This is a genomic window from Polyangium sp. 15x6 (assembly GCF_029960785.1).
Classification (GTDB): Bacteria; Myxococcota_A; Polyangia; order Polyangiales; family Polyangiaceae; genus Polyangium.
In genome coordinates this window covers 16,749-41,117 of record NZ_JASBQE010000007.1, presented here as the reverse complement: position 1 = coordinate 41,117, position 24,369 = coordinate 16,749, and the positions used below count along the sequence as shown (strand labels likewise).

The following is a 24,369-nucleotide window of genomic DNA, read 5'->3' as shown; positions in this document are numbered from 1 at the left end:
GGCGCTCGCGGGCGGGGAGGACGGAGGGACCGGCGGGACGGGCGGGAGCGGGCGCGGCGGCAGAGGCGGACGCGGCGGCGGGCGCGGAGGCGGCGGCGGGCGCGGTTGCGGCAACGGCAGCGACCAGGAGCGCTGCCCACCCGAGGAGCGAGCGCCCGCGCAACGGGCGCGACGCCGCCATTTGACACCCCTCGGCGCGACGCCCTACAACCATGAAGTCCGAGCTCGTCGGGCTCCGAAGGCCGCTCGACACGGGTAGCGTATGTACACGAACGCGGGGACTTTGTCGTTCGACCTCGCCGAAGGGCTCGTGCGGCTCGGCGGAGAGGCGCGCCTCGTCGTGCCCGCCTCCGCGCTCATGGCGCTCTGGGGCGGCGCGAGCCCCGCCGCGCGTCGCGTCTTCGGTCGCGCCCTCGGCGAGTCGATCGGTCGCGCCGCCGCCAAACGCCTCGCCTCCGAAGGCGCGGACCCGACGAGCGCGATGCTCGACGCGAGCCCCGAAGCCGCGCTCTCCGAGCTCGCCGCCGCATGGGCGCTCGCAGGGCTCGGCGCGCTCGACCTCGAGCGGTGGGGCCGCGCGCTCGTGTTCGTCGTGGGGGGATCGCCGCTCGGCGGGGATGGCGACGAGCTCTGCGAGATCGCGCTCGAAGGCGCGCTGTCCGTGGCGAGCGGCAAGAGCGCGCGGGTGGTGCGGCTCGAGCGCGTCGAGGCGCGCGCGCGGTTTTTCGTGAGCAACGCCGGCGCGACGGCGAGGATGCGCGCGGAGCTCGCGCGAGGCACGGTATGGGCCGAGGTGCTCGCCGAGCTCGACGGGGCCTCCTCCCGAGGTGACGCTTGAGCGACGACGACGACCAGGACTGGCCCGGCTCGCCGGATACGAAGGTTTCGAAGTCCACGCCGGACCTCGTGCCGCCCGCTTCGTCACGACAACCGCGCTCGCTCAAGGACGAGCTGCCGCTCGACGACGCCTTGCCCGGCATCCTCGATCCCGAAGCCGAGCCGCTGGCCGAGTCCGAGGAGCGCCCCCCAGCCTCGCGCAAGGTCGCGAGCGTGCGCGTGCCCGAGCGCGTCGACGAGCGCGTCGACGACTACTCGACCTGGGAGATCGACGGCCTCACGGCCGAGCCTCCGCCCACGCGCAAAGCCGGCTGGCTCGGCGTGGAGCGGAAGACGCCCGTCGAGGGCACGCGCGTGCTCATCGAGCAGAACGCGGCCGCGGGGCCGAACGTCGTGCGGCGCGTGCTGCCGGAGGACGAGCTCGTCGCGCTCGGATCTCCCGCACGCGCCCACCGCTCCGCGACGTTCGGCGAGCTGCTCGATGCTTCGCTGTCTCTGGGTGACGAGGACGAAAGGGGATGACTCCGTCACCCCCAACCCCTCTCCCTCCGAGGGGAGAGGGTCGATCAAAGACGACTCAGGCGCCTTTTTTCGGCGGCTGCTGCGGCGACATCGTCCGCGCCATGAACGAGTAGACGTCCATCTTGTCGCGCGGCGTCTGCCCCTTCGCCGTGAGCTGCTGCGCGACCTCGTCGACGAGCGCGCGCATGCGCTCGTAGGCGGCCGCGCTCGGCGCGCGCTCGTACTTGAGCGGGAAGCTCATCATCGCCGCCTGCTTCTCGTAGAACGACGGTTTTACGAAGACGTGCTCCTCCGGGTTCATGAGCGCCGAGAGCACGGTCGCGAGCGGCCACGTCGCGAGCTTCGCCTTCCCGAGGACGGCGACGAGCCGATCGAAGCGCGCGTCGTACGCGTCGGTTCCATGCAGCAGATCACGCACCGCCTCGGCGACGGCGCGGTCGTGCTCGGCCGCCATCTTGCTGAACGGGATGATGTCGCCGAGCGGGTGCAAGAGGCCCGTCGCGGCCTTGTGGATCGTGCGCACGTTGGCGACGATCTCCGCGAACGCGCCGGCCTGGATCTGCTTGTCGAGCACCTCGCGCGAGAGGAGATCACGCGCCGTGGCCATCGCGATCGCGCGCGTGGCCTTCGCCTTCTTCGCGGTCGGGTTCGGGTCCTCGACGCCGCGCTCCTCCTTGGCAAAGCGCGCGCTCGAGAAGCCGCCCGGGAAGATCTCGAGGAAGAGCGAGAACTGCGCGTCGAAGTTCGGCAGGACGGGCGCGACGGCCTTCTGCTTGGGCTTGCCCGACGGCGACCTCTGATCCTTGAGCCCGCGGACCTTCTTCTCGAGGGCCCGCGCCTCCGCAGCGCCGAGCGTGACCGGCTCGAGCTTCGACCAGAAGGCCTTGGCGATCGAGTGGCTCATGCCGTCCTCGAAATCGTAAAAGCGCTTGTCGTCGCGTTCTTCCGAGAGATATCCGAGGCCCCACTCGGGACAGCCCGGGTGCTTGACGATCATCGGCGCGACGGCGGAGGCAGGGGGGACGTTCACGGTCATGGGCGGCCAGAGTAGCCCATGGGGAGCGCGGCGCACGCGCCGTCCGCGCTCAATTCAGCTCGCGCCCGCCCGGCGCGAGCGTGTGCCTCTGCATCGCGAGGACCTCGGCCACGCGGCGAACACGCGCACGCGGCGAGATTGTCTCGAGGATCGCTTGACGCTCACGCGCGTCGAGTACGAGATGGTGGGCGCAGAGATCGGCGAGCAAAGCCGGCTTCGCGTCGCGCGGCAAGCGAAACTCGAAGCCACGATCCCGCTCGCGTACGAACTGCGCGAACGCCGTCGCGGTCGATACCAACGCCGATAGTTCGCTCTGCGTGATTTCCTCGTCCGGCGGGACGAGCACCTCCGCAGCCGCACGCCGATACGGCGGCTCGAACGGAAGTTCCGACAGACGCACGCGCACGCGGCCCCGGAGGAGGATGTTGTACCGACCGCCCGGAAGCTCGGTGTGGTCGAGGATCGTCCCGAGCCCAGCGACCTCGGCAATCTCGGGATGCCCGTGCGCGTCCACGGGTCGCTCGTTCGTGATCATGACGATCGCCATCGAGCGGTGTGTCTTCAGCACATCGGCCACCATCGCGCGGTAACGCGGCTCGAAGATGTGCAGCGGCAGGAGCGCGCCGGGAAAGAGCACCGTGTTCGGCAGCGGGAAGAGGGGCAACGCCGGGAGCGCCTCCAGCAGATCCGAAAGGGTGTTCATCGAACGAACGTAGCACGCACCACAGGCGGGGCGTACGCCGATGCCCTCGAACGGAAGCGCGTCAGCGGCCGAGCGCAGCGAGCGCGAGCGCGCGTCCCTCGCTCGTGGCGAACGATCCGCTGAACGACAAGGTCTCCACGATCGCCCCGGTTTTCCGCTCGCCCCGCGAGACGAGGCAGGTGTGCGTGAGCGAGAGCTTGCAGAGCGCGCCCTTCGCTTCGAGCTCGCGGCCGATGAGGTCGACGACCGTGGCGCCGATCTGCTCCTGCAGCGTCAGCCTGCGCGCCACGACGTCGACGACACGCGCGAGCGTGCCGATGCCAGCGACACGCGCGCCCGGCTGATACGCGACGATCGCCGAGCCGAACGCGGGCAAGAGGTGATGCGGGCAGATCGTCGTGACCGCGAGATCACGCACGACGACGATGCCCGTGCCCGTGTCGGTCACGCCGAGCGAGCCTTCGCGCAGGACGGCGGCGGCGTCGATCGACTCGCCTTCGAGCAGGTCGTCGGCCCATGCATCGGCGACGCGCTCGCCCGTTCCCTCGAGCTCGCCCACTGGCTCGTGCCCGAGGGCGCGCAGGAAGTCCTCCACGGCCCGCGCGGCTGCTCTGCGATCGATCATGATGGTCAGTTATACAGCGGCTTCGAAGGGATCCCGATGGGCTTGCGCCCGGAAAACCCCTCGTCGAGCTCGTGCCAGTGCTCGACGACGCGCTCGCCGTACCGCCAGCAGAGCCAGACGTCGCGGCCCTCGATCCGCCCGAGGAAATCGCAGAGGCCGATGCGCGGATCCTTCACCGCCACGCCGAGCTCTTGGATGGCGCGCCAGCCGTCTTCGTAGACCAAGAGCTCCGCGCGGAGGGCGCGCTCCTCGGGGTCGAGCGCCTCTTCGCCCTCGATCATCACGAGCAAGCGGCCGCCCTGGCCTCGCGCCCGCATCGCGCGCAGGCGCTGGTCGATGTCGAACGCGCGGCGCATCTGCTCGCCGACGAGGAGTGACAGCCGCGGCACGAGCGCGTTCGCTTCCGCGGGCGTCCAGATCCGCCGGACGCTCAAGGGGACTCTTTCTCGCCCTCGGCCCCGCCCGGCTGCGCCAGGACCTTGCGCGCCTGATCGTGGTTGCACGGGTTGATGGACCAGAGCACGCGCACGCTCCGCGGCAGGACCGGGTGCGACGTCATGACGGTGCACGTCTCGCAGGCCGTCGGGAACGCCTTCTCGTCCTCGCACTTCATGCAAGGCTCGACGATCTTCGTGGTCTCCTCGAGGTCGTCGCGCAGGCGGTTCAGGACCGCGAGCTTCTCCTTCAGCTCGTCGATGCGCGCGGCGAGGACCTTCGTGGCCTGCTGCGCGGCCGCCGACCCCGACGACGCCGTCTTCTTCACGTCCAGGATGGCCTTGATGTCGTCGAGCGACAGGCCGGCCATGCGCATGTCCGTCACGAGCATCAGCCGATCGAGCTCGGAGCGCTCGAAGAGCCGATGCCCGCCGTCGGTGCGCCGGGCGGGCCGCAAGATGCCTTCTTCCTCGTAGAAACGCACCGTGCGGAGCGTGCTGTTCGACAGCCGCGCCATCTCACCGGTGGTCAAGAGCTGCGTTTCGCGCGGGCGGTCCGCCTCCGCAGGGGCATCCGCCACGGCGGGCGAATCGGTGCGCGGAGCTGGGGCATGAGGATCCACGGGTTCCGAGGGTACATGAGGTTACGTAACCGGCAAGGGGGCTCGCCGCGTGCCCTCGCGTGTTCAGGTCCGCACATGCGGCGTTGTCGTTTCCCTCCGCGTTCGCGCGAGCCCGCTATGAACGACGGTTCTCACCCCGCGCGGCGAAGCACGAAACTCCGCATCGTCGCTTGAATTCGGCGGAGGCACGTCGCTTGCTGATGGGCTCGGCATGCACTTGCGCTTGCTCCCTCTCACGGGCCTCGCCGCGATCACGACCCTCGCCATGACCCAGCACGCCGACGCGGCCGGCGCCTGGCTCCCGAGTGGGGAAGTCACGCCGATCGAGCAACGCGTGGCCGTCGCCGTCGGCCCCACGCGCTCGGCGCTCTGGACGAGCCTGCGCGCGTCGGCCGAAGCCGGCCCGTTCGGGATCATCGTCCCCGTCGCACCGGGCGCCGCGCTCGATCACAGCTCCGACGCGTGGCTCGAGTCCCTGAACGCCGCCACCGCGCCGCGTATCTTCCCGCCGACCGGCGTGACCCCGACGTGCCCCGGCGATGACCCTTCGGGCGGATCGGATCCGTTCCACGTGACCGACGATCTCGGCGCGACCGAGAGCCTCGCGCCCGTCGAATCCGTCCTCCTGCCGGACGCGGCCGCGGTCCTTGCATGGGCGAACCTGCATGGCTTCGGCATCTCGCCCGACGTCGCCGCCGCGCTCGACGACATGGCGGGGAAACGCTTCTTCGCCGAGCGCTTCGACGCGCCGAGCGCGCCGTTCGTCACCACCACCTTGCGCGTCGTGTCCGAGGCCGCGGCCCCCGTGCTCCCGCTCGCGCTCACGCGCGCCGGCGCCGCGGATCTTCGCGTGACGGCGTGGCTTCTCGGCAAGGGAAGGGCCGCTCTCACGGGCAGCAAGCCGATCTCGCTCACGACGGACGCTCTTTCCTGGGAGGCGGGGAGCGACGCGTCGAACTACGTGGAGCTGCGCGAGCAGGAGCTCCTCGCCTGGGGCAAGAGCGCGGTGTTGATCGAGGCGGCGAGCCACGACGCGCTCGTGCGCAACTTGCCGATCGCGAACGGCACGGGCTCGGTCACGGGCGTGGTGACGAGCTTCTTCCAGCGCGCCGCGATGTACGGCGATGGCAACCCGAGCACGTCGGCTTGCATCACGACGGCCGCACTCGCGCTCGACGAAGCTTCTCCGGTGGCCGAGACGTGTCCGCGCGCAGGGCTCGGCATCGTGGACGGTGGGCCTCCGTGCGTGGAGTCGCCCGCGGGCGCGGAGATCGCTCCCGCGAAGCTGCGCTGCGGCGGCATCACGGACGACCTCGCCGTCGCGCTCTCCGGCATGGTGCCGAAGGACGCCGTGCTCACGCGCGCGACGATGTTCATCGCGAAAAACGCGGCCGGCAGCACGTGGCCCGTGACGTTCGAGCCGGCGGCTTCGGACGTGGATCCCTTGCTCACCGCGACGAGCCTCGATCTCGCCTCCTGCAACAACAGCAGCAGCAGCACGACGGGCAGCAGCAGCAGCAGCTCGGGAGGGAGCAGCAGCTCGGGCGGGCAAGGTGGATCGAACGGCGTGGGCGTGGGTGTCGGCGGATCGGCCGGCTCTTCCTACGACGACGACTACGACAGCGACGTCGCCTGCACCTGCGTGGGCACCGCGGATCCGGTGGTCCCCGACGACACGGGCAGCGGCGGCGATGACTACTATTACGACGACTCGTCGAGCGAGGACTGCAGCGGCGACACCACCGAGGACGACTACTACGACGACTCGTCGAGCGAGGACTGCAGCGGCGACACGTCCGAAGACGACTCCTACGACGATTCCTACGACGACTCGTCGAGCGAGGACTGCAGCGGCGACACGTCCGAAGACGACTCCTACGACGACTCCTACGACGATTCGTCGAGCGAGGACTGCAGCGGCGACACCGACGACGGCAGCGACAGCAGCGACAGCAGCGACTCGGACTGCAGCGGCGACACCGACGACGACAGCGACGACTGGGGCGACTGGGAAGAGGCGCGCCAGGCGAGCCGCGCGGATCGACGCGTCGCGACGATCGACGCGTCCCACCACGACGACGCGTCGTCGGCCGCGCACCGCGCGCCAGCGAAAAAGATGCGCAAGCGCGGGCCGAAAGCGTCCGTCATCACCCTGGGCTTGCTCGCCATCCTCGCGCCGCTTCGTCGCCTGGCGCGGCCCGATCGCTCACGGCGCGGCGGCGGCGGCAAGGACAAACCCCGGCGCGAGCGCTCGTCGACCTGAGAGGGAGCCTTGGTGCGTCGGCCTTTGCGCGCCGTTCTGCATGCCCGCTTCCGGGGCTGTCCGGGGCGAGCGGGCATGCGTCGAGGTCCCGTCTGCTTGGCAGGAAAACGTCGGACGATCGCCCCATGGGCCGTGTTGCCGTCTGGGCCGGCATGGTAGGATACGAGAATCATGCACTGCGCCGGGCGCCAGACTCGCGAGGGGGTACAGCGTCACCGCGGCATGGGCGGAGATCGCCCAGGCGCCACACGAGCCCCGAGATCCGGTAAGATCGATCGGCTCGGGATGCATGAACCCGCTCAACGAAGGATGGCGCGCGCGTGGACTCCCTGTTCGATCAAGTAGTCCAGCGCAGCGGCCTTTCGCCGGTGTTCGCGAAGGGCACGATCCAGAGGGCGTTCGCGCGAATCGGCGTCGATGCCGCGAAGATGAAGCGCGACGATCTCGAGCGCGCGCTCCCCACGCTCCAGGCCGCGCTGGGCGTGTTCCTGCCACCGCAGGAGCTCAAGGAGCGCATCACGGACATCGGCAGGCTCTGCCGCTGATCGCGGAGCAGGGGGGCGCACGTGGGCGCCATCATCGACGCGCTAACCGACCTACAGCACGAGCACGGCTGGCTCGACGACGCGCGCCTCGCCGCGCTCGCGCAGAAGCTCGGCGTTCCGCTTTACCGGATCGAAGGGCTCGTCTCGTTTTACCCGCACTTCCGCCGAAAACCCCCGCCGCGCGTGGAGGTCGCGCTCTGCCGCGACGTGACGTGCAGGCTCGCAGGTGGACGGGATTTTCTCGCGCGGGCGAGGCAGGCGGTCAGCGGCGATCCCTCGGTGGAGGTGCGCGAGGTGAGCTGCCTCGGCCGATGTGATCGAGCGCCGGCCGCCGCGCTCAACGAGCGACCGGTATACGCGGGAGACCTCGACGACTTCGCCATCGCCGTCCGCTGGGCCGACGAGCCGCGGCCTGAACGAGCGCCCTCCCCGCCGCGCCGCTGGGCGAGTGATCCGTACGAGGACGAAGCATCCCGCTACGGCGTGCTCGCTTCTCTCCGCGGAGATGCGCTCGCGGGCGACCGCGTCCAGGCGACGCTCGAGACGAGCGGGCTGCGCGGCATGGGCGGCGCGGGGTTCCCCACGGGGCTCAAGTGGAAGCTCGTCCGCAAGGAGACGGCGCGCCCGAAGTACGTCGTGTGCAACGCGGACGAGAGCGAGCCCGGCACGTTCAAGGACCGCGTGATCCTCGACGAGCTGCCGCACCTCGTGATCGAGGGCATGGCCATCGCGGCGCTCGTCGTCGGGGCCTCCGAAGGGATCGTGTTCATCCGCCACGAGTACGGTCCCGAGCGAAAGAACCTCGCTCGCGCGATCGAGAAAGCGCGGCAGCGCGGCGCGCTCGGCCCCGACGCGCTCGGACCGGGCTTGCCCTTCGACGTGCGGATCGCCGTCTCGCCGGGCGGATACATCCTCGGCGAGGAGACGGCGCTGCTCGAGTGCCTCGAAGACAACCGCGGCGAGCCGCGGAACAAGCCGCCGTTCCCCGGTCAGAAGGGGCTCTTCGGTCGGCCCACGCTGATCAACAACGTCGAGACGCTCTCGTACGTCCCGCTCATCGTGAAAGAGGGCGCCGAGGCGTGGAAGGCGCGCGGCGTGCGGGGCTCGGGTGGGCTCAAGTTCATCGCGCTCTCGGGCGACGTGGCAGAGCCAGGCGTCTATCAGGTGCCCATGGGCACGACGATCGGCGAGCTCATCGCGAGGGCCGGCGGCACGAAGGACGGAAGGCCCATCCTCGCGATCGCGCCTGGCGGCGCTTCGTCGAATTTTTTGCGCGCGGATGCCGTCGATGCGCCGCTCGACTTCGACGCGCTCCAGAAGCGGGGCTCGATGCTCGGCTCGGGCGCGGTGCTCGTGGTGTGCGAAGGCGCGGACATCGTGGATCTCGTCACGAACGTCGTGGCCTTCTTCCGCAACGAGTCCTGCGGCAAGTGCGTGCCGTGCCGCGTGGGCACGGAGAAGGCCGTCGCGATCCTCGAAGAAGCCGTGCTCGGGCGCGGGAAGAAGCGCCACCTCGCAGTGCTGTCCGAGCTCGCCGAGACGCTCGCCGATACCTCGATCTGCGGCCTCGGCCAGGTCGCGATCGCGCCGTTCCTCTCCGTCCTGCGCGCCTTCGAGGACGACGTGCGCGCGCGCTTCCCGGAGGATTGATCGAATCATGGGCGTGCGAGACGTGCGCATGCGCGGCTTCCGGAAGCGCGCGAGCGTCGACGAGGCGATCGCGACGCTCGTGTCGCGCACGGGCGAGCTCGAAGCCGAGCGCGTGCGCGTCACGGAGGCAGCCGGGCGTGTGCTCGCGGAAGACGTGGCCGCCGCCGCGAGCGTGCCGCACTTCCGCCGCGCCGCGATGGATGGATGGGCCGTCGTCGGGGAGTCGACGTTCGGGGCGAGCACGTACGCGCCCGCGTCGCTCGTGCTGATCGGCGAGGCGAGGCCGGGAAGGCCGTTCGCAGGCGCGCTCCGTCGCGGCGAGGCCGTGCGCATCACGACGGGCGCGCCGGTGCCCGAGGGCGCGGACGCGGTCCTCATGGCCGAGCGCGCCGAGGAGATCACGCGGGAGGATCAGACGATCGTCTCCGTCGCGGAGCCCGTGTCGCCCGGCAAGCACGTCGGCCTGATCGGCGAGGACGTGCCGGCCGGGACGATCGTGGCGCGGCGAGGCCGCAAGCTCCGGCCGCAGGACGTGGGGCTCCTGGCGAGCGTCGGCGCGGGCCTCGTGCCGGTCGTGCGCAGGCCGCGCGTGCGGGTCGTGATCACGGGGGACGAGCTGCTCGCGCCGGGCAGCATGCCCGAGGGATCGTGCATCGTGGACTCGAACAGCGTGGTGCTCGCGGCGCTCGTCGCGCGGGACGGCGGCGCGCTCTCGCCCACCGTGCGCGCGGTCGATCGGTACGAGCTCGTGCGCGAGGCGATCGCCGGAGGCGACGAGGACGTCGTGCTCGTCTCCGGCGGCTCGTCCGTGGGCCCCGAGGATCACGCGCCGCTCGCGCTCGCCGAGATCGGCGAGGTCACGGTGCACGGCGTGGCGATGCGCCCGTCGAGTCCGGCCGGCTTCGGCTTCGTCCCCGGCCAGGGTCGCCCGCGCCCCGTTTTCCTGCTGCCGGGCAACCCGGTCTCTTGTTTGTGCGCGTACGAGTTCTTTGCAGGTCCAACGATCCGCGCGCTCGGCGGCCTGCCTCGCGCGTGGCCTCACCCGCGTGGAAAGGGCCGGCTCGTCGCGAAGATCGTCTCCGAGCTCGGCCGCGTGGATTATGTCCGCGTGAAGTACGACGGCGCGCTCGTGACGCCGATCATGACGAGCGGCGCGTCGATCCTCTCCTCCACGACCCGCGCGGACGGCGTCGTGCTCGTCCCGGCCGGCAGCGAGGGCCATGACGAGGGCGAGGAGGTCGAGGTCTTCCTGTACGATTGACCTCGGGGGGGGCGTCGTGAAGCAAGCGCAGTTCCTCAACGTCGTGGACCGGGACGAAGCCGAGCGGCGCTTCCGCGCGGCGATCGGTGAGATCGGCGCGATCGGCGTCGAGGTCGTCCCGCTCGACGCGGCGCTCGGGCGCTTGCTCGCCGAGGACGTCGCGAGCCCGGTCGACGTGCCCGGCTTCGATCGCTCGAACGTCGATGGATACGCGGTGCGCGCGGCCGACACCTTCGGCGCGAGCGAACACGAGCCGCGGCGGCTCCGGCGCTTGCCCTCGGTCGTCGCGATGGGCCGCATCCCCGAGGGCACCGTCGAGCCGGGCACGGCCCTCGCGATCCCCACGGGCGGCGCCGTGCCGCGCGGCGCCGATGCGATCGTCATGGTCGAGCACACGCTCCTCGACGGCGACGACGTGCTGATCACGAAGGCCACGATCCCCGGCCGCTCGATCACCTACGCGGGCACCGACGTCGCGCAGGGCGAGGTCGTGCTCCGCGCCAAGGAGGAGCTCACCTCGCGGGAGACGGGCGTCCTCGCGGCGATCGGCCTCGACCGTGTCGCCGTGCTCGCGCGCCCGCGCGTGGCGATCCTCTCGACGGGCGACGAGATCGTCCCGCCGGGTCGACCTCTGCCGCCGGGCTCCGTCTACGACTCGAACGCCCGCATCCTCGCCGACGCCGTCCGCGAGGCCGGCGGCGAGCCGATCCTCGCGGGCATCGTGCCCGACGACGAGACCTCCGTCCGCGAGGCCCTGAAGCGCTGCCTCGCCGAAGCGCACGTCGTGCTCCTCTCGGGCGGCACCTCGAAAGGCCCTGGCGACCTCAACGCGCGTGTCCTCGCCGAGGCCCTCGAACCGCCCGGCATCGTCGTGCACGGCGTCGCGCTCAAGCCCGGAAAACCCCTCTGCCTCGCGGTCTCCCGCGGCAAACCCGTCGTCGTGCTCCCTGGCTTTCCGACCTCGGCGATCTTCACGTTCCACGAGTTCGTCGCGCCCGTCCTGCGCGCCTTCGCGGGCCTCTCCGAACGCGCGGACGACACGGTCACGGCGCGCCTCCCGTTCCGCGTCACGAGCGAGCACGGCCGCACGGAGTACGTGCTCGTGCGCCTCGTCCCGGACGAGCACGGCGAGCGCGTCGCGTATCCCATCGGCAAGGGCTCGGGCTCCGTCACCACGTTCTCGCAAGCGGACGGCTTCTTCATCGTCGACGAGCACGTCGAGATGCTCGACGCCGGCGACACCGTCGTGATCCACCCCATCGCCGGATCCCGTCCGCGGCAGGTCGATCTCGTCGTCATCGGCAGCCACTGCGTCGGCCTCGACGTCTTGCTCGGCCGCCTCGCCGCGCGTGGCACGACGAGCAAGCTCATCGCCGTCGGCAGCGAAGCCGGCCTCGCGGCCGTGCGCCGCGGCGAATGCGACCTCGCCGGCGTGCACCTCTACGACCCGAACACCGGCACCTACAACGAGCCCTTGCTCGGCCCCGGCATCGAGCTCGTCCGCGGCTACGGCCGCATGCAAGGTGTCGTCTTCCGCCCCGGCGATCCGCGCTTCGAGGGCAAGCGCGCCGAGGACGCCGTCCACGAAGCCGCGCGCGCCGAGGGCATCGTGATGATCAACCGAAACCGCGGCAGCGGCACCCGCGCGCTCTACGATCGCCTCCTCGGCGACGCGCGCCCCGCCGGCCACTCCGTCGAGGCCTCGTCCCACCGCGCCGTCGCCGCGGCCGTCGCGCAAGGCCGCGCCGATTTCGGCATCGCGATCGACATCGTCGCGCGGGATCGTGGCCTCGGCTTCCTCCCGCTCGGCGAGGAGCGCTTCGACTTCGTCGTCCCCCAAAACCGCCTCGCCCGTCCCGCCGTGCGCGCCTTCCTCGCCGAGCTCGCGTCCGAACCGGCGCGCGCCGCGCTCCGCGACCGAGGGCTCCTCGCATGAGCGGAGGCGTGATCTCCGGCCTCGGCGCCGTCGTCCTCGCGGGCGGCCGCAGCAGCCGCATGGGCCGCCCCAAGGCATGGCTCCCCTTCGGCGACGAGGTCCTTCTCCAGCGCGTCGTGCGTCGCCTCGCCGAGGTCGTCGCGCCCCTCGTCGTCGTCCGCGCTCCCGGCCAAGCGCTCCCACCTCTCCCGCCCGACATCACCATCGCCGAAGACCCCGTCGAGGGCCGCGGACCTCTCCAGGGCATCGCCGTCGGCCTCGCGGCGCTCGACGACAAAGCGGACGCTGCGTTCGTCTCCTCCACCGACGCGCCTTTCGTGGATCCCGCGCTCGTACGTTTTCTCTGGGATCTCCGCGGCTCCACGCACGACGTCGTCGTCCCTCGCGCCGGCGGCCATTACCACCCGCTCGCGTCGGTGTACGGCGTCTCGGTGAAATCCGAGATCGACCACCTCCTCGCCGAAGATCGCCTCCGCCCGTTTTTCCTGTTCGAGCGCGTGCGCACCCTCGTCGTCCCCGAAGACCGGCTCTGCCTGGCGCCCGACCTCTCCCTTTCGGGCGACGAAATCCTCGCTTTGCGAAACCTCAACACGCCCGAGGACTGGCGCGCGGCGCTCGACGTCGCGGGCCTGCCGCGGCCGAGCGATCCGGCTTGAGCGGAGGCCGGATGCCGGCCACGCTACGCCCGATGCAAAGGGACCAAGCCGAGACGACCGACCTTCCCCCCGCGGCCGACGCAAAGGCCGCCGAGGCGCCTCTGCCCGATCCCTATGCCGACGCCGCGCCCGCCGCGGGCCCGCTCCGGTGGCAGAAGAACCTGCTCCTCCTCGTCCTGACCATCGTCTCGACGCTCGTCACCTTTGCCCTCTCGAACGGCCTCGTCCCCGAAGGCGCGCCGTTCGCCGAGCAGCTCCGCGGCGTGCTTCGCGCGTGGACTTATACCGTTCCGCTCATGGCCATCCTGCTGACGCACGAGCTCGGCCATTACTTCGCGGCGCGCCTCCACAAAGTCCCCGCCTCGCTGCCCTTTTTCATTCCCCTGCCCCTCCTGAGCCCGTTCGGCACGATGGGCGCGGTCATCGGCATGAGCGGCCGCATCAAGAGCCGCAATGCCTTGCTCGACATCGGCGCGGCCGGTCCGCTCGCCGGGCTCGTCGTCGCCATTCCGGTGATCCTCTATGGCCTGCGCACCTCGCCCGTCCTGCCCATTCCCGAGGAGGGCATCCAGGAGGGGCAATGCCTCCTCTATTTCGCCCTGAAGCGCATCGCCCTCGGCACGATTCCCCCGGGGCACGACGTCTTCCTCAATGGCCCCGCGTTCGCCGGCTGGGTCGGGCTCTTCGTCACCATGCTGAACCTCGTCCCCGTCGGCCAGCTCGACGGCGGGCACATCGCGTACGCCCTCTTCGGCGAAAAGCAGAATCGATATGCCCGGATCGTCCACGTGACGATGCTCGGCATGTTCCTCTTGAACCTCGCCCGCTTCCTGCCCCCGGCGCTCCGGGCCGGCGAGGGCGCCTCCGACGCGGTCGGCAATTCGATCTCGTGGCTCGTGTGGTTCGTCCTGGTCCACCTGCTCGGCCGGCTCGGCGGCAAGGATCATCCCCCGACCGAGCCCGGCGAGCTCTCGCCCATGCGCCGGGGCATCGCGGTCCTCTCGCTCGTCGTTTTCGTCCTGCTCTTCATGCCGACGCCCTGGGCGAAGTATTGAAATGAGCTTCGCCTCCCCTGCCCCGCTCTTCGCGCTCGCGCTCCTCGTCACGGGTTGTAATGTCCTCGGGCACACGCAACTCGGGCCGACGGTGGCGTCGCGCGACGGCACGCCCGTGGGCGGCGTCGAGGCAAACGCGAACATGTACGTGGACATGCAGCCCGCGGACGACTTCGCCAACCGCAGGCCGCTCCCCGAGACCGCGCGGCGGTGGGGCCTCGCGACGGGGGCCTACCTGCGTGGATCGCCGCTCGGGGTCGGCCTCGGAATGCGGCCGGGGATTTTCGTGGGCTCGACGGACGCGAAACTGGCGATCCTCGGGACCGCCGGCCTCTCCCTCGGATTGCAGACCCTCGAAGGCACCACGTACGGAAACGTCGGCCTGTACGGAATGCTCGCGGCCGGGATCCCCGTGCGCAAGACCTACGATCCGAAGGCCCTCGTTTTGTGCCGCTCGCTCACCTACGTCACCATCGGCCTGCAAGGGCACCTCGATCGTTTGCCGGCGCTGGAGGAGTCCATCGGGACCCTCGGCCTCCTCGTGGGCGTCCTCGGGCTCGAGGACTCCGGCGCGCCCTCCGACCGCAAGAATCCCGACGTGGACTGCCCGCGCTGACGCGTCACCCCGCCGCGCGCCGGCGGAGGCCCGCACGCGGCCGCCCCATGCGCCGCGCCCGGGCCACGCGCGCGCCCATTGCATGCGCGTCCGCGGCGGAATCGGACGCGTGACACTCCTCGTCGTCCTCGAGATCGGCCAGGACGAACTCGACGAACGTCACGCTCTCCATGTATTCGTTCGTCGTGAAAGACCAAGGATCGGCCGGGACGGGCCTCCGATCGTGGCGAGCAATGAATGGACGGCGGCGAATGCGAGGTGCAAGAAAGCGCATGTCGTTCTCTCGAAGGTAAGACGTGACAGCTCTAAGTACGTATCAAGAGATGCTACTCGTGCCCTTTTCGCTCGCGGCCGCGTCGCGAAAAGGGCACGCGAGCTTCAAGGCTTCGCTTTGACGGCCTGCGCCATCGCCTCCACGAGCGACATCGCAGGCGGAGGCACCGACGGCGTCGGCTCTTTCTCGGCCTCCGCCGCGGGCGCAGGCTCCGCCGCGGGCGCAGGCGCGGCCGCCTTCGCGACGGGCGCCGCATTCCGATTCGCCCGGGGCACGTGGCTCTGCCAGCTCGGCGCGGGCATCGCCGCGGGCTTCGGGTCGGGGAGCGCCTTCACTGGCTCCTCCGCGCGCGGCGGTGTCATTCCCACCCGAAAATTCGTGGCGATCCGATGCGTGCGCTCCGTCGCGTCCGGCATCACCTTGCCCGCGAGCTCCGGCGCCGACGGCGACGAACGCCCCGAGCGCGCCGACCGCTCTTCGCCGACCTTGTACCCCATCACGAGCGACCCGCCCACGGCCACCGCCAGGAGCACCCGGTCGAACGTGATCGGCCGCGGACGCGACGAGGTCGGCTCTCGCTCGCGCGGGGCGTCGCTGCTCGCCGGGGCCGGCGGTGGAGCCGCCGCGCGCGCCGGGAAGAGGTCGACGCCGCGGATCGCCGCGCGGACGCTCATCGACACCTCGCCGAAGTCGGGCGGCGGTGGTGGCAGCCTCGACGAACGCGACCGGTCCGCGAGCTCGTGCAAGTCATCAATCCGATCCCGCCCGCTCCGCGGCCCCTCGCGGCCGCCGCCGGGCGCCCAGACGCATGTCGGATCGTCGTCCGAGATGTCCGTTCGGCCCAGAAAACGCACGGCAAACACCTCCGACACGCACCGGGGACAGATCGTCCCATCCGTCCCCGGGCGTTCGCCCTCCCGGGTCCCCCCACAGACGCTGCAGCTCGAACTCATTGGATCCCCCCCCCGAATCCAAGCAGTATGCTTAGCTAGTGCATCATATTACCAACTTAAGGCGAGCGCGCATGTGCATTCGACGCGGCGGGCTCAGCGCGGGCGACGACGAAAGGCGCTTGCTCGGGGCGGACGCGCGCGTTTCGCGCGGGGCGTGAAACTCGCGCATGACGCGGTGCATGTGCTAGGAAGGCCGCGCTTGACCGAATGGGAGGAAAAAGAATGGGACTTTCCGATGCGCTCGCGGACAAGGACAAGAAGGGCCGGATCATCTCCGACTGCGCCACGCTGATCGACGAAGAGGTCGCGTCGAAGGGGCTCGCCGCGTTGCCGCTCAAGGCGGGTTACAAGGCGATCAAGGGCATCAAGCCCGGCTTCATTCCGCACGTCATCGAGTCGCTCCTGCCCGAGATGGCCACGAAGGTGGACCCGATCTGGGCCGAAGGAGTCTCCGCGGGCAATCCCGTCAAATTCTTCCAGGACAACCGAGGGCGCGTCGCAGACGCCCTGCTCTCCGTGACCGACGCGAAATCGAAGAACGCGAAAAACGCGCTCGTCCGTTCGACCTACGAATCCCTGCGCGGCACGGCCAAGAAGCACGTCGAGGAGGCCATCCCCCGCCTCTCGAAGGTCATCGAAAAGTACGCCTGATTTTAGGAGGGTGCTGCCGCCGCAGCGTCTCGCCGGGGTTTCACCCCGGGCCCGACCAGGGGCTGTCCGCCCCTGGACCCGGACCAGGGCGTAGCCCTGGACCGCTGGTGCATCGACCGCGGTGCGGTCGATGCAAAGGGCCGCTCAGGCGACCTGGGCGGTGCGGGGAATGTCCGGCTCGACGAAGCACCAGCGCACGTCGGACCGCCGGTGGCGCAGCGACGCCTCGAACTCGTTGATCGCCGCGCAGACCTCGTTCGTGGTCACGCCATCGTAAAAACTCACCTTCACGCAGACGAGCACCTCGCCGGGACCTTGCTGCACCGTGATCACGTGCAGCACGCGGTCGATCTTCGGGTGCGCCGCGACCACCTGCCGCACCGCCACCTCGACCTCCGGATCAGCCGACTCGCCGATCAGGAGCGACATGATCTCCACCGCGAGGAAGACCGCCACGGCCACGAGCACGACCCCGATCGCGATGCTCCCGATCGCGTCCCACTTCGGATCGTGCGTGAGCCACGCCGCCGTCAGCGCGAGCGACGCGAGGATCAAGCCAAGCGAGGCCGCCGCGTTCTCGCCGAAGACGACGACGAGGTCCGAGTCCTTCGTGTCCTTGAGGTACTGGAAGAACGGCTTCTGCCCGCGGCGCTTGTTCATCTCGCGGATGTTCGAGAGCGTCGCGCCGCCCTCGATCAGCAGGGAAAACCCGAGGATCCCGAGGCCGAGGTGCACCTTCTCCACGGGCTCGGGATGGCCGAGCTTGTGGATCCCCTCGTAGATCGAGAACACGCCGCCGCCCGAGAACAGGAGCAGCGCGACGAGGAACGACCAGAAGTAGAGCGAACGCCCGTAGCCGAGCGGATGCGACGCGTCCGGCTTCTTGCGCGCCCGGTTCACGCCGAGCAGGAGCAGCAGCTGGTTGCCGCAGTCCGCCGCCGAGTGCAGCGTCTCGGCGAGCAGCGCGCCCGAGCCCGTCAGGAACGCGACCACGCCCTTGCCCGCCGCGATGGCGAGGTTGGCGAGCAACGACTGGACGATATGGGAGGTCGAATGGTCTTCCGACGACGACACGGGAGCCCTTGTATCACGAGCGGCCGCCCCAAAAACGAAAACCCCAGCACGGCCAGGCCGTACTGGGGTTTCCACTCACCGCGAATCGACGTCAGTCGCGCTTCGACGGCGGGTCGCCGAACGACCGCTGGAAGAGCTCCTCGATCGCCTGCTTGCCGTCGTCGGTCAGGTTCTGCGTACCGATGCCGGCGAAGGCCTCGCTCTTGATCATCGGCAGCGTCGCCATCTCCCACGCCGACCCGCTCCAGCGGAACCAGGTCCGCTTCTGCTGATCGAAGACGTAGAGCGGCTTCTTCCAGAGCCGCGCGAGCTCCGCGCCCCAGCCCGTGCCGCCGCGCACGGTGCCGTCGTCCTGGATCTGGCCCACGACGAAGACCTCGCGCGCCGCGTTGATCTGGTACCAGATCGTCTGCAGCACGTTGCGCACCAGCGGGATCTCGCTGAGCACGCGGCCGAGGCGCTTCGACACGTAGACAAGGCTGAAGTCGCCGCGGCGCAGGTCCGCCTCGCTCAGCACCTGCACGCCGCGCGTGCGCTCGCGCAGCGTGTGACCCTCGAAGCTGTAGTTCGTCTCCGTCAGGCCCCAGCGCTCCGCACACGCGCCGAACGCCGCCTCCGCGCCCTTCGCGCCGCCCGAGTACAGGCGGAAGCGCTTGGCGTCGCGCGGGCGCTCGGAGGCCGGCGGGATGTCCGCGTCGATGATCCGCATCGTGTGCGGCTCGAGGCGGAGCGAGAGATCGGCGATCTCCTTGCTGTCGTGGTCCTTCAAGAGGCGCAGGCGCACGACGTCCTTCTCGGGGTCGAGGAAGACCACGACGCCGAGTTTGTCGAAGAACCGATCGACCGGCGCGGGCGCCGAGCCCGCCTTGGCCTCGCCGGCCTTCGTCGTCGTCGAGAGCCAGAGCTCGGCCGAGTGATCCCGCGCGAGCGTGATCAGCGTGTCGATCATCGCCTCGGTCGCGTGCGCGCAGTCGAAGCCGTCGACGATGATCACGTCCGGCGTGAAGTGCGCGATCTCGCGGGCGAACGCCACCGTGTCGATGAGCTTCTTCATCGACGACGACGCGCCCTCGGTCGTGTTCGCGTGACCGAGGAGCGAGAAGATCAGCCGGTGACGCTCCAGATCCAGACGCACGGACTCGGGCTCGGCGAGCTTCGTGTACGTGGCGATGTCGTGGAACAGCTCGTCGTAGTAAGCGCGCACGTGATCGACGGCGTGCTCCGTCGAGATGTGCAGCACGCGCCGGTCACGCAGCAGATCGTCCAGCGCGATCTGCACGAGCAGCGCCGTCTTGCCGACGCCCGCGCGCGAGAGCACGACGCCCACGTTCCCGCGGCCCAGGCCGCCGTGCATCGACTTCTCGAAGACCCGCATGGGGCTCCGCTCGTTGACCTCTTTGCGGTACATCGGTGCCCTCACTTCCCCTTCTTCGCCTGCTCTTCTTTGTGCTTCTTGATGAGCTCCTCGGCGATCGCGCCGGGGACCGGAGCGTACCGGGAGAACTCCATGGTAAACTCTGCCTTGCCCTGCGTCGCGGAGCGAAGAACGGTCGAGAACCCGAACATCTCGGCGAGGGGGACCTCTGCCTCGACGCGGCAGAAGCCGTCCGACTCCGTCGTCCCGATGATGATGCCGCGGCGCTGCATCAGGATGCCGACGACGCCGCCCTGGAACTCGCTCGGGCTCTCGGCGGCCACCTTCATGAGCGGCTCGAGGATCTGCGGACCCGCCTTCGGGTAGGCCTCGCGCCACGCGCCGCGCGCTGCCTCCTGGAACGCGATGTCCGAGGAGTCGACCGCGTGGGCCGCGCCGTCGTTGATCGTCACGCGCACGCCCGTCACGGGGGCCTGCATGACGAGGCCCTTCACGAGCATCGAGCGGAAGCCCTTGTCGCAGGAGGGGATGAACTCCTTCGGGATCGAGCCGCCCGTGATGTCGTCGACGAACTCGTACGCCTCGTCGCAGGGCTCCATGAAGCCCGCGACCTTGCCGTACTGACCCGAGCCGCCGGTCTGCTTCTTGTGCGTGTAGTTGAACTCGGTCCTGCGCGTGATCGTCTCGCGGTACGCGACGCGCGGCGGGCTCGTCACCACCTCGGCCCCGTACTCGCGCTTCATGCGCTCGATGTACACGTCGAGGTGCAGCTCGCCCATGCCGTGGATGACCGTCTCGTTCGTCTCGGGATCGCTGCCCACGCGGAAGGTCGGGTCCTCCTTCGTGAAGCGCTTCAGCGCCTTCGACATGTTGACCTGCGCCTTGTTGTCCTTCGGCGTCACGGTCAACGAGATGACCGAGTCGGGCACGTGCATGCTCGTCATGGCCACGCTGAGCGTGCCATCGGTGAACGTGTCACCCGAGTTGCAGTCGACGCCGAACATCGCGACGATGTCGCCGGCACCCGCGTTCTCGATGTCCTCCATCTCGTCGGCGTGCATGCGGACGAGGCGGCCGACCTTGTGGCGCTTGCCCGTGCGCGTGTTCGTGATCTCCTTGCCCTTCGAGATCGTGCCCTGGTAGACGCGCAAGTACGAGAGCTGGCCGAAGCGACCGTCCTCGAGCTTGAACGCGAGCATGACGAGCGGTTTGTCCGAGTCGCTCGCGAGCTCGATCTTCGCCTCGTCCTTCTCCAGGTCGACGGCGTGGTTCGTCACGTCCGTCGGGCAGGGCAGGAACGTCGTCACGCCGTTGAGCAGGAGCTGCACGGCCTTGTTCTTGTAGGCCGAGCCCATCATCACGGGCACGATCTGGAGTTTGATCGTGGCCGAGCGGATCGCCTTGTTGATGAGGTCCTCGGTGACCTTCTCCTCGAGCATCGCCTCGGTGAGCTCGTCGGAGAACATGCTCAGCGCGTCGAGCATCTCCTCGCGGCACTTCTGCGCCTCGGCCTGCATGCCGGCCGGGATGTCGGACTCGAGGATCTTCTCGCCGTTCGCGCCCTCGAACCGGAACGCCTTCATCTTGATCAGGTCGACGACGCCCTCGAACTTGTCCTCGAGGCCGATCGGGAGCTGCAAGAGCACCGGGTTCAGGTTGAGCTTCTCGCGGAGCTGGTCGCGCGCGCGGAGCGGGTTCGCGCCGGCGCGGTCACACTTGTTGACGAACGCGATGCGCGGAACGCCGTAGCGGCGCATCTGGCGATCGACCGTGAGCGACTGCGACTGCACGCCCGCGACCGAGCAGAGCACGAGGATCGCGCCGTCGAGCACGCGGAGCGAACGCTCGACCTCGATGGTGAAGTCGACGTGGCCGGGCGTGTCGATGATGTTGATCTGGGTGTTGCCCCAGGTGCAGTGCGTCGCCGCGGACTGGATGGTGATGCCACGCTCGCGCTCGAGGTCCATCGAGTCCATCTTCGCGCCGACGCCGTCCTTGCCCTTCACGTCGTGAATGGCGTGGATCCTCTTCGTGTAGAAGAGGATGCGCTCGGTCAGCGTGGTCTTCCCCGAGTCGATGTGGGCGCTGATTCCTATGTTCCTGAGCCTGGACAGATCGCTGATCACGAAGAGGACTCCTGCCGCCTACCGGGGGAGGGCGGCTCTCGGCAAAAAACGCGGCGCGCTATAATCGTTAGCCGGCGGTCACGCCAGAGGAAAGTGGACTGGCGTGCCTGCTGACACGTTCTCGTCACGCCGGTGAGGGACGAGATTCCCTTCTTTTCTGGCTCGCCCACCGCATGGAAGGGCGCTCGACGAGCACCCACGAGGCGTAGCCCACGATCAGCGAGGCGACCAGCGCGAACGACGCGGTCCGCGCGAGGTTCTTCCAGGTTGGCGGCGCCGCGGGCTCGAGGTCCGAGAGCCCGAGCGCGAGCTGATGATAGAGAAACACCCCGTAACTCACGATTCCGACGAACGCGAGCGGGCGCGGCGCGACGATCGCGAGCGCGCGGCCGCGGCAGAGGACCGCCGAAAGGACGAGCGCCGCCGTCACGAGCGAGAGCAGCGCATACGGCGCGCCGCCGCCCGGTTCGAGGTAATGAAGCCCCTCGAGCCGGAACGCGATCACGAGCGCGGGCACGCACGCGGCGAGTGCATAAGGCGCGCACGCGGCCGCGCGCTCGGATCGTGCAAGAGTGACGAACGCCCGCGCCGCGAGCGCGCCGAGCACGAACTGATCGAGCCGACTCGGGATCCACCGCCGCTGCGTCGCCTCGAGCAGCCCCGTGTGGATCCCCGGTTCGAGCACGATCGCGTGGAGCAGCATCCGCACGAGCCAGCTCGCGATCACGATCCCCGCGCCGATCCAGAGCGCGCGCCGGCCCTCCTCGAGGACGAGGGGCGCGAGCCACGGAAAGACCAGATAAAAACACGCCTCCGTGGTGAGCGACCACGTCGCCCCGATGATCACGATCCCGCCCGGCGACACATATCCTTGGAGCACCAACAGATGCGCGGCGAGCGAGGCGGCGAACGAGGGCGCGCCGATCACGCCGCGATGGAAGGCGAGCGTCACCACGAGCGCGACCCAGTACGCGGGCAGGATGCGCGCCGCGCGCCGGAGCAAGAAGTCGCGCGGGGTTTGTCCTCCGGAACGGATCCACGAGAGCCCGAGCGAGAAGCCCGAGAGGACGAAGAAGAGATCGACGCCCCACCACGCGTGGTGGAGCACCGTCAGGATCCACGGCACGAGCGGCGCCGGCGCGCGCGCCTCCACCGCGCCGCGCACGAGCGGGAGGAATCGATCGCCGAGGTGCTGAACGAAGACGGCGAGGATCGCCACGCCGCGCAGCGCGTCGAGCTGCGGCAGGGACGGGCCCGCGCTCGGCGCCGGCCTTTCGAGGGCAAGGGGCATGCGGGCAAACCCGCGCTAGCGAGGCTGGATGCGGGCGAGGCCCACGGTGTCGTCCCACTCGTCGCCGTATCCCTCGAAGTGGATGCGGTAACGCTCCTGCCCCACGATGCCGACGATCACGGCGGGGTACATCGTGCCGTGCCACTCGACGCGCACGCGATCGCCGATCTTGTAGATGTTCGTCTGGGCCGCGGCGAGCGCCTTCGCGCGCACCTTCTGCGGTGGCTCGGGGTGAACGACCGTCCCCTCGACGAGCCCCTTCACGCGATCCCGCGGCACGACCTCGTCCCAGATCGCGTCGTAGCCCTGGTAGTGGACCTTGAACTTCGTCGGCCCCTGGGTCTCGAGGATGACCGCCGGGTAGTTGTTGTTCTCCCACTCGACGAGGACCTGGTCCCCCACGTCGAAACGCTTCTTGCAGCCCGACGAGAGGGCGGCCAGAAGCGCGAGGGAGAGCACCGAGGACCGAACGAAAGCCATGACGCGGAGTCCGAGCGTCCGAGAGACGTCTCCGACGGCGTAGATACTCCCGAGGAGGAGGGCTTGCAAGCGCGTGGTCCCGTGCTTCGCCGGGGTACGCCGGCATTATACAGTCTCTGACTGCGATAACGCCCCCTCCAAGGGAGGCGCACCACACATCCCGAGGTCGCCGATGGCACGCTTGAATCTCCTCGATCCCCAGGTCCGCGCGAACCCGTATCCGTACTACGCCGAGCTCCGCCGCGCGGCGCCGGTCTCGGTCGTCGACCCGGGCGAGGTATGGGCGGTCAGCCGGTACGACGACGTCGTGTCCGTCCTGAAGAACCCCTCCGTCTTCTCGTCGCAGGGCCTCCGCGCGGCGACCGTGCAGCCCTGGGTCGAGCGCAACCCGATCACCGACTCGATGGCCCTGCTCGACCCGCCGCGACACACACCGATCCGCTCGCTCGTCAGCCACGCGTTCTCCTCACGTGTCCTGCCGCGCGTCGAGCCGCTCGCGCGCGCGGCCGCCGCCGAGTTCGCCGCGCGCGCGAGCCGTGGCATCGAGGTCGACATCTGCGAGGAGCTCTCCACGACCTTGCCCGCGAAGGTCATCGCCAACCTGCTCGGCATGGACGACGTGCGCGCCGACGTGTTTCGCACCTGGTCGGAGGACCTCGTGGCCATCAGCCCCGCGACCCCCGAAGCGTCGCGCCCGCGCATCGTCGCGACCATCGAGGAGCTCACCCGGTACATCGAGGCGGTCTTCGAGGATCGCAAGCGCGCGCGGCGCGACGACCTCGCGAGTGATCTGCTCGACGCCCAGCTCGACGGGCGCCGCCTCGACGACGCGGAGCTCATGAGCTTCATGTTCGTCCTGTTCGTCGCCGGCTTCGAGACGACGACGCACCTCCTCACGAATGCGCTGCGGCTCCTGGCCGCGCGCCCCGACCTGCTCGACCGCTTGCGCCGCGATCCTTCGTCGATCGTCCCCTTCGTGGAGGAGACGCTGCGCACCGAGCCGTCGGTGCACGGGACGCTGCGCGCCGTCATGCGGGACGCCGAGGTCGGGGGCGTCGCCTTGCCCGCGGGGTCCGTGGTCTGCGCGCTGATCGCCTCGGCCAACCGCGACGAGACGCGATTCGAGGACGCCGAGCGATTCGACATCGACCGGGATCGGAAGCCGAACGTGTCGTTCGGGCACGGCGTCCATTTCTGCCTCGGCGCCCCGCTCGCCCGCGCCGAGGCTCGCATCGCGCTCGAAGAGCTCCTGCCTCGGGTGGGGGCGATCCACGTGACCCAGGAGCCCACGTGGAATTCCTCGATCGTGGTCCGGGGCGCCACGAGCTGCCGCATCCGGTTCGAGCCGCTCTGAGCGCGGCTCACGTCGGGTGGGATCGGGCT

General features: G+C 69.8%; 24 protein-coding genes. 12 read left to right on the top strand and 12 right to left on the bottom strand.

The window, feature by feature from the left end; genetic code table 11:
- The first annotated feature begins 262 nt into the window (after window positions 1-262).
- The gene (locus tag QHF83_RS07675; RefSeq protein WP_282417101.1) at window positions 263-838 is read left to right on the top strand and encodes a hypothetical protein; all 576 of its coding nucleotides are present in this window, start codon (window positions 263-265) and stop codon (window positions 836-838) included.
- Window positions 835-1,359 carry a hypothetical protein gene (locus QHF83_RS07670; RefSeq protein ID WP_282417100.1) on the top strand — a complete coding sequence of 175 codons (525 nt, stop codon included), beginning with the start codon at window positions 835-837 and terminating at the stop codon, window positions 1,357-1,359. Before QHF83_RS07675 ends, QHF83_RS07670 begins: the two co-directional genes overlap by 4 nt.
- Window positions 1,360-1,414: 55 nt before the next feature.
- On the opposite strand, the gene QHF83_RS07665 is transcribed toward QHF83_RS07670, so the two are convergent.
- From QHF83_RS07665 to QHF83_RS07645, 5 genes are all read right to left on the bottom strand, one after another.
- Complete coding sequence (locus QHF83_RS07665) at window positions 1,415-2,395, bottom strand: hypothetical protein (RefSeq protein WP_282417099.1); 981 nt, start codon at window positions 2,393-2,395, stop codon at window positions 1,415-1,417.
- A 49-nt stretch (window positions 2,396-2,444) separates the two neighbouring features.
- Window positions 2,445-3,098, bottom strand: a complete 654-nt coding sequence (locus QHF83_RS07660) for an LON peptidase substrate-binding domain-containing protein (RefSeq protein WP_282417098.1) — start codon at window positions 3,096-3,098, stop codon at window positions 2,445-2,447.
- Window positions 3,099-3,159: 61 nt separating this feature from the next.
- Entirely contained in the window at window positions 3,160-3,723 is a 564-nt protein-coding gene (locus QHF83_RS07655) for a GTP cyclohydrolase I (RefSeq protein ID WP_282417097.1), read from the bottom strand.
- Window positions 3,724-3,728: 5 nt separating this feature from the next.
- A complete protein-coding gene (locus QHF83_RS07650) occupies window positions 3,729-4,157 on the bottom strand; it encodes a DUF2203 domain-containing protein (RefSeq protein ID WP_282417096.1) in 429 nt (142 codons plus the stop codon).
- Window positions 4,154-4,780, bottom strand: a complete 627-nt coding sequence (locus QHF83_RS07645; RefSeq protein ID WP_282417095.1) for a MerR family transcriptional regulator — start codon at window positions 4,778-4,780, stop codon at window positions 4,154-4,156. Before QHF83_RS07645 ends, QHF83_RS07650 begins: the two co-directional genes overlap by 4 nt.
- Window positions 4,781-4,991: 211 nt before the next feature.
- Here QHF83_RS07645 and QHF83_RS07640 point away from each other — a divergent pair, with 211 nt between their 5' ends.
- The 8 genes from QHF83_RS07640 (at window position 4,992) to QHF83_RS07605 (ending at window position 14,762) form a co-directional block, all read left to right on the top strand.
- On the top strand, window positions 4,992-7,043 hold the full coding sequence (locus QHF83_RS07640; RefSeq protein ID WP_282417094.1) for a DUF2330 domain-containing protein: 2,052 nt from the start codon (window positions 4,992-4,994) through the stop codon (window positions 7,041-7,043).
- A gap of 320 nt (window positions 7,044-7,363) precedes the next feature.
- Complete coding sequence (locus QHF83_RS07635) at window positions 7,364-7,588, top strand: hypothetical protein (protein ID WP_136928993.1); 225 nt, start codon at window positions 7,364-7,366, stop codon at window positions 7,586-7,588.
- A gap of 21 nt (window positions 7,589-7,609) precedes the next feature.
- Window positions 7,610-9,238, top strand: coding sequence for an NADH-ubiquinone oxidoreductase-F iron-sulfur binding region domain-containing protein (locus tag QHF83_RS07630; protein WP_282417093.1), 1,629 nt, complete (start codon window positions 7,610-7,612; stop codon window positions 9,236-9,238).
- Between the two features lie 7 nt (window positions 9,239-9,245).
- Window positions 9,246-10,499 carry a gephyrin-like molybdotransferase Glp gene (gene glp / locus QHF83_RS07625; RefSeq protein ID WP_282417092.1) on the top strand — a complete coding sequence of 418 codons (1,254 nt, stop codon included), beginning with the start codon at window positions 9,246-9,248 and terminating at the stop codon, window positions 10,497-10,499.
- The gene (locus tag QHF83_RS07620) at window positions 10,459-12,435 is read left to right on the top strand and encodes a molybdopterin biosynthesis protein (protein ID WP_348980429.1); all 1,977 of its coding nucleotides are present in this window, start codon (window positions 10,459-10,461) and stop codon (window positions 12,433-12,435) included. The genes glp and QHF83_RS07620 overlap by 41 nt, the downstream gene beginning before the upstream one ends.
- Complete coding sequence (locus QHF83_RS07615) at window positions 12,432-13,091, top strand: molybdenum cofactor guanylyltransferase (RefSeq protein WP_282417090.1); 660 nt, start codon at window positions 12,432-12,434, stop codon at window positions 13,089-13,091. Before QHF83_RS07620 ends, QHF83_RS07615 begins: the two co-directional genes overlap by 4 nt.
- A 32-nt stretch (window positions 13,092-13,123) precedes the next feature.
- Window positions 13,124-14,146: a site-2 protease family protein gene (locus tag QHF83_RS07610; RefSeq protein ID WP_282417089.1), complete on the top strand. Its 1,023-nt coding sequence runs from the start codon at window positions 13,124-13,126 to the stop codon at window positions 14,144-14,146.
- 1 nt (window position 14,147) lies between these two features.
- Window positions 14,148-14,762: a hypothetical protein gene (locus QHF83_RS07605; RefSeq protein ID WP_282417088.1), complete on the top strand. Its 615-nt coding sequence runs from the start codon at window positions 14,148-14,150 to the stop codon at window positions 14,760-14,762.
- Between the two features lie 4 nt (window positions 14,763-14,766).
- Here the strand turns inward: QHF83_RS07605 and QHF83_RS07600 are convergent, their stop codons facing one another.
- Window positions 14,767-15,036: a hypothetical protein gene (locus tag QHF83_RS07600; protein ID WP_282417087.1), complete on the bottom strand. Its 270-nt coding sequence runs from the start codon at window positions 15,034-15,036 to the stop codon at window positions 14,767-14,769.
- A gap of 104 nt (window positions 15,037-15,140) precedes the next feature.
- Entirely contained in the window at window positions 15,141-15,890 is a 750-nt protein-coding gene (locus QHF83_RS07595) for a hypothetical protein (protein WP_282417086.1), read from the bottom strand.
- A 321-nt stretch (window positions 15,891-16,211) separates the two neighbouring features.
- Between QHF83_RS07595 and QHF83_RS07590 the strand changes: the two genes are divergently transcribed.
- On the top strand, window positions 16,212-16,640 hold the full coding sequence (locus tag QHF83_RS07590; RefSeq protein ID WP_272418188.1) for a hypothetical protein: 429 nt from the start codon (window positions 16,212-16,214) through the stop codon (window positions 16,638-16,640).
- A gap of 144 nt (window positions 16,641-16,784) precedes the next feature.
- Here the strand turns inward: QHF83_RS07590 and QHF83_RS07585 are convergent, their stop codons facing one another.
- The 5 genes from QHF83_RS07585 to QHF83_RS07565 form a co-directional block, all read right to left on the bottom strand.
- The gene (locus QHF83_RS07585; protein WP_282417085.1) at window positions 16,785-17,714 is read right to left on the bottom strand and encodes a cation diffusion facilitator family transporter; all 930 of its coding nucleotides are present in this window, start codon (window positions 17,712-17,714) and stop codon (window positions 16,785-16,787) included.
- A gap of 91 nt (window positions 17,715-17,805) precedes the next feature.
- Entirely contained in the window at window positions 17,806-19,122 is a 1,317-nt protein-coding gene (locus QHF83_RS07580) for a hypothetical protein (protein ID WP_282417084.1), read from the bottom strand.
- Window positions 19,123-19,130: 8 nt separating this feature from the next.
- Window positions 19,131-21,215, bottom strand: a complete 2,085-nt coding sequence (fusA, locus tag QHF83_RS07575) for an elongation factor G (RefSeq protein ID WP_282417083.1) — start codon at window positions 21,213-21,215, stop codon at window positions 19,131-19,133.
- Between the two features lie 124 nt (window positions 21,216-21,339).
- Window positions 21,340-22,506, bottom strand: a complete 1,167-nt coding sequence (locus tag QHF83_RS07570; RefSeq protein WP_282417082.1) for an acyltransferase — start codon at window positions 22,504-22,506, stop codon at window positions 21,340-21,342.
- A gap of 15 nt (window positions 22,507-22,521) precedes the next feature.
- On the bottom strand, window positions 22,522-22,986 hold the full coding sequence (locus tag QHF83_RS07565; protein WP_282417081.1) for a Tudor-knot domain-containing protein: 465 nt from the start codon (window positions 22,984-22,986) through the stop codon (window positions 22,522-22,524).
- A 172-nt stretch (window positions 22,987-23,158) separates the two neighbouring features.
- Between QHF83_RS07565 and QHF83_RS07560 the strand changes: the two genes are divergently transcribed.
- Window positions 23,159-24,340 (top strand): cytochrome P450, encoded by a 1,182-nt coding sequence (locus QHF83_RS07560; protein WP_282417080.1) that lies wholly within the window; start codon window positions 23,159-23,161, stop codon window positions 24,338-24,340.
- The last annotated feature ends 29 nt before the right edge of the window (window positions 24,341-24,369 follow it).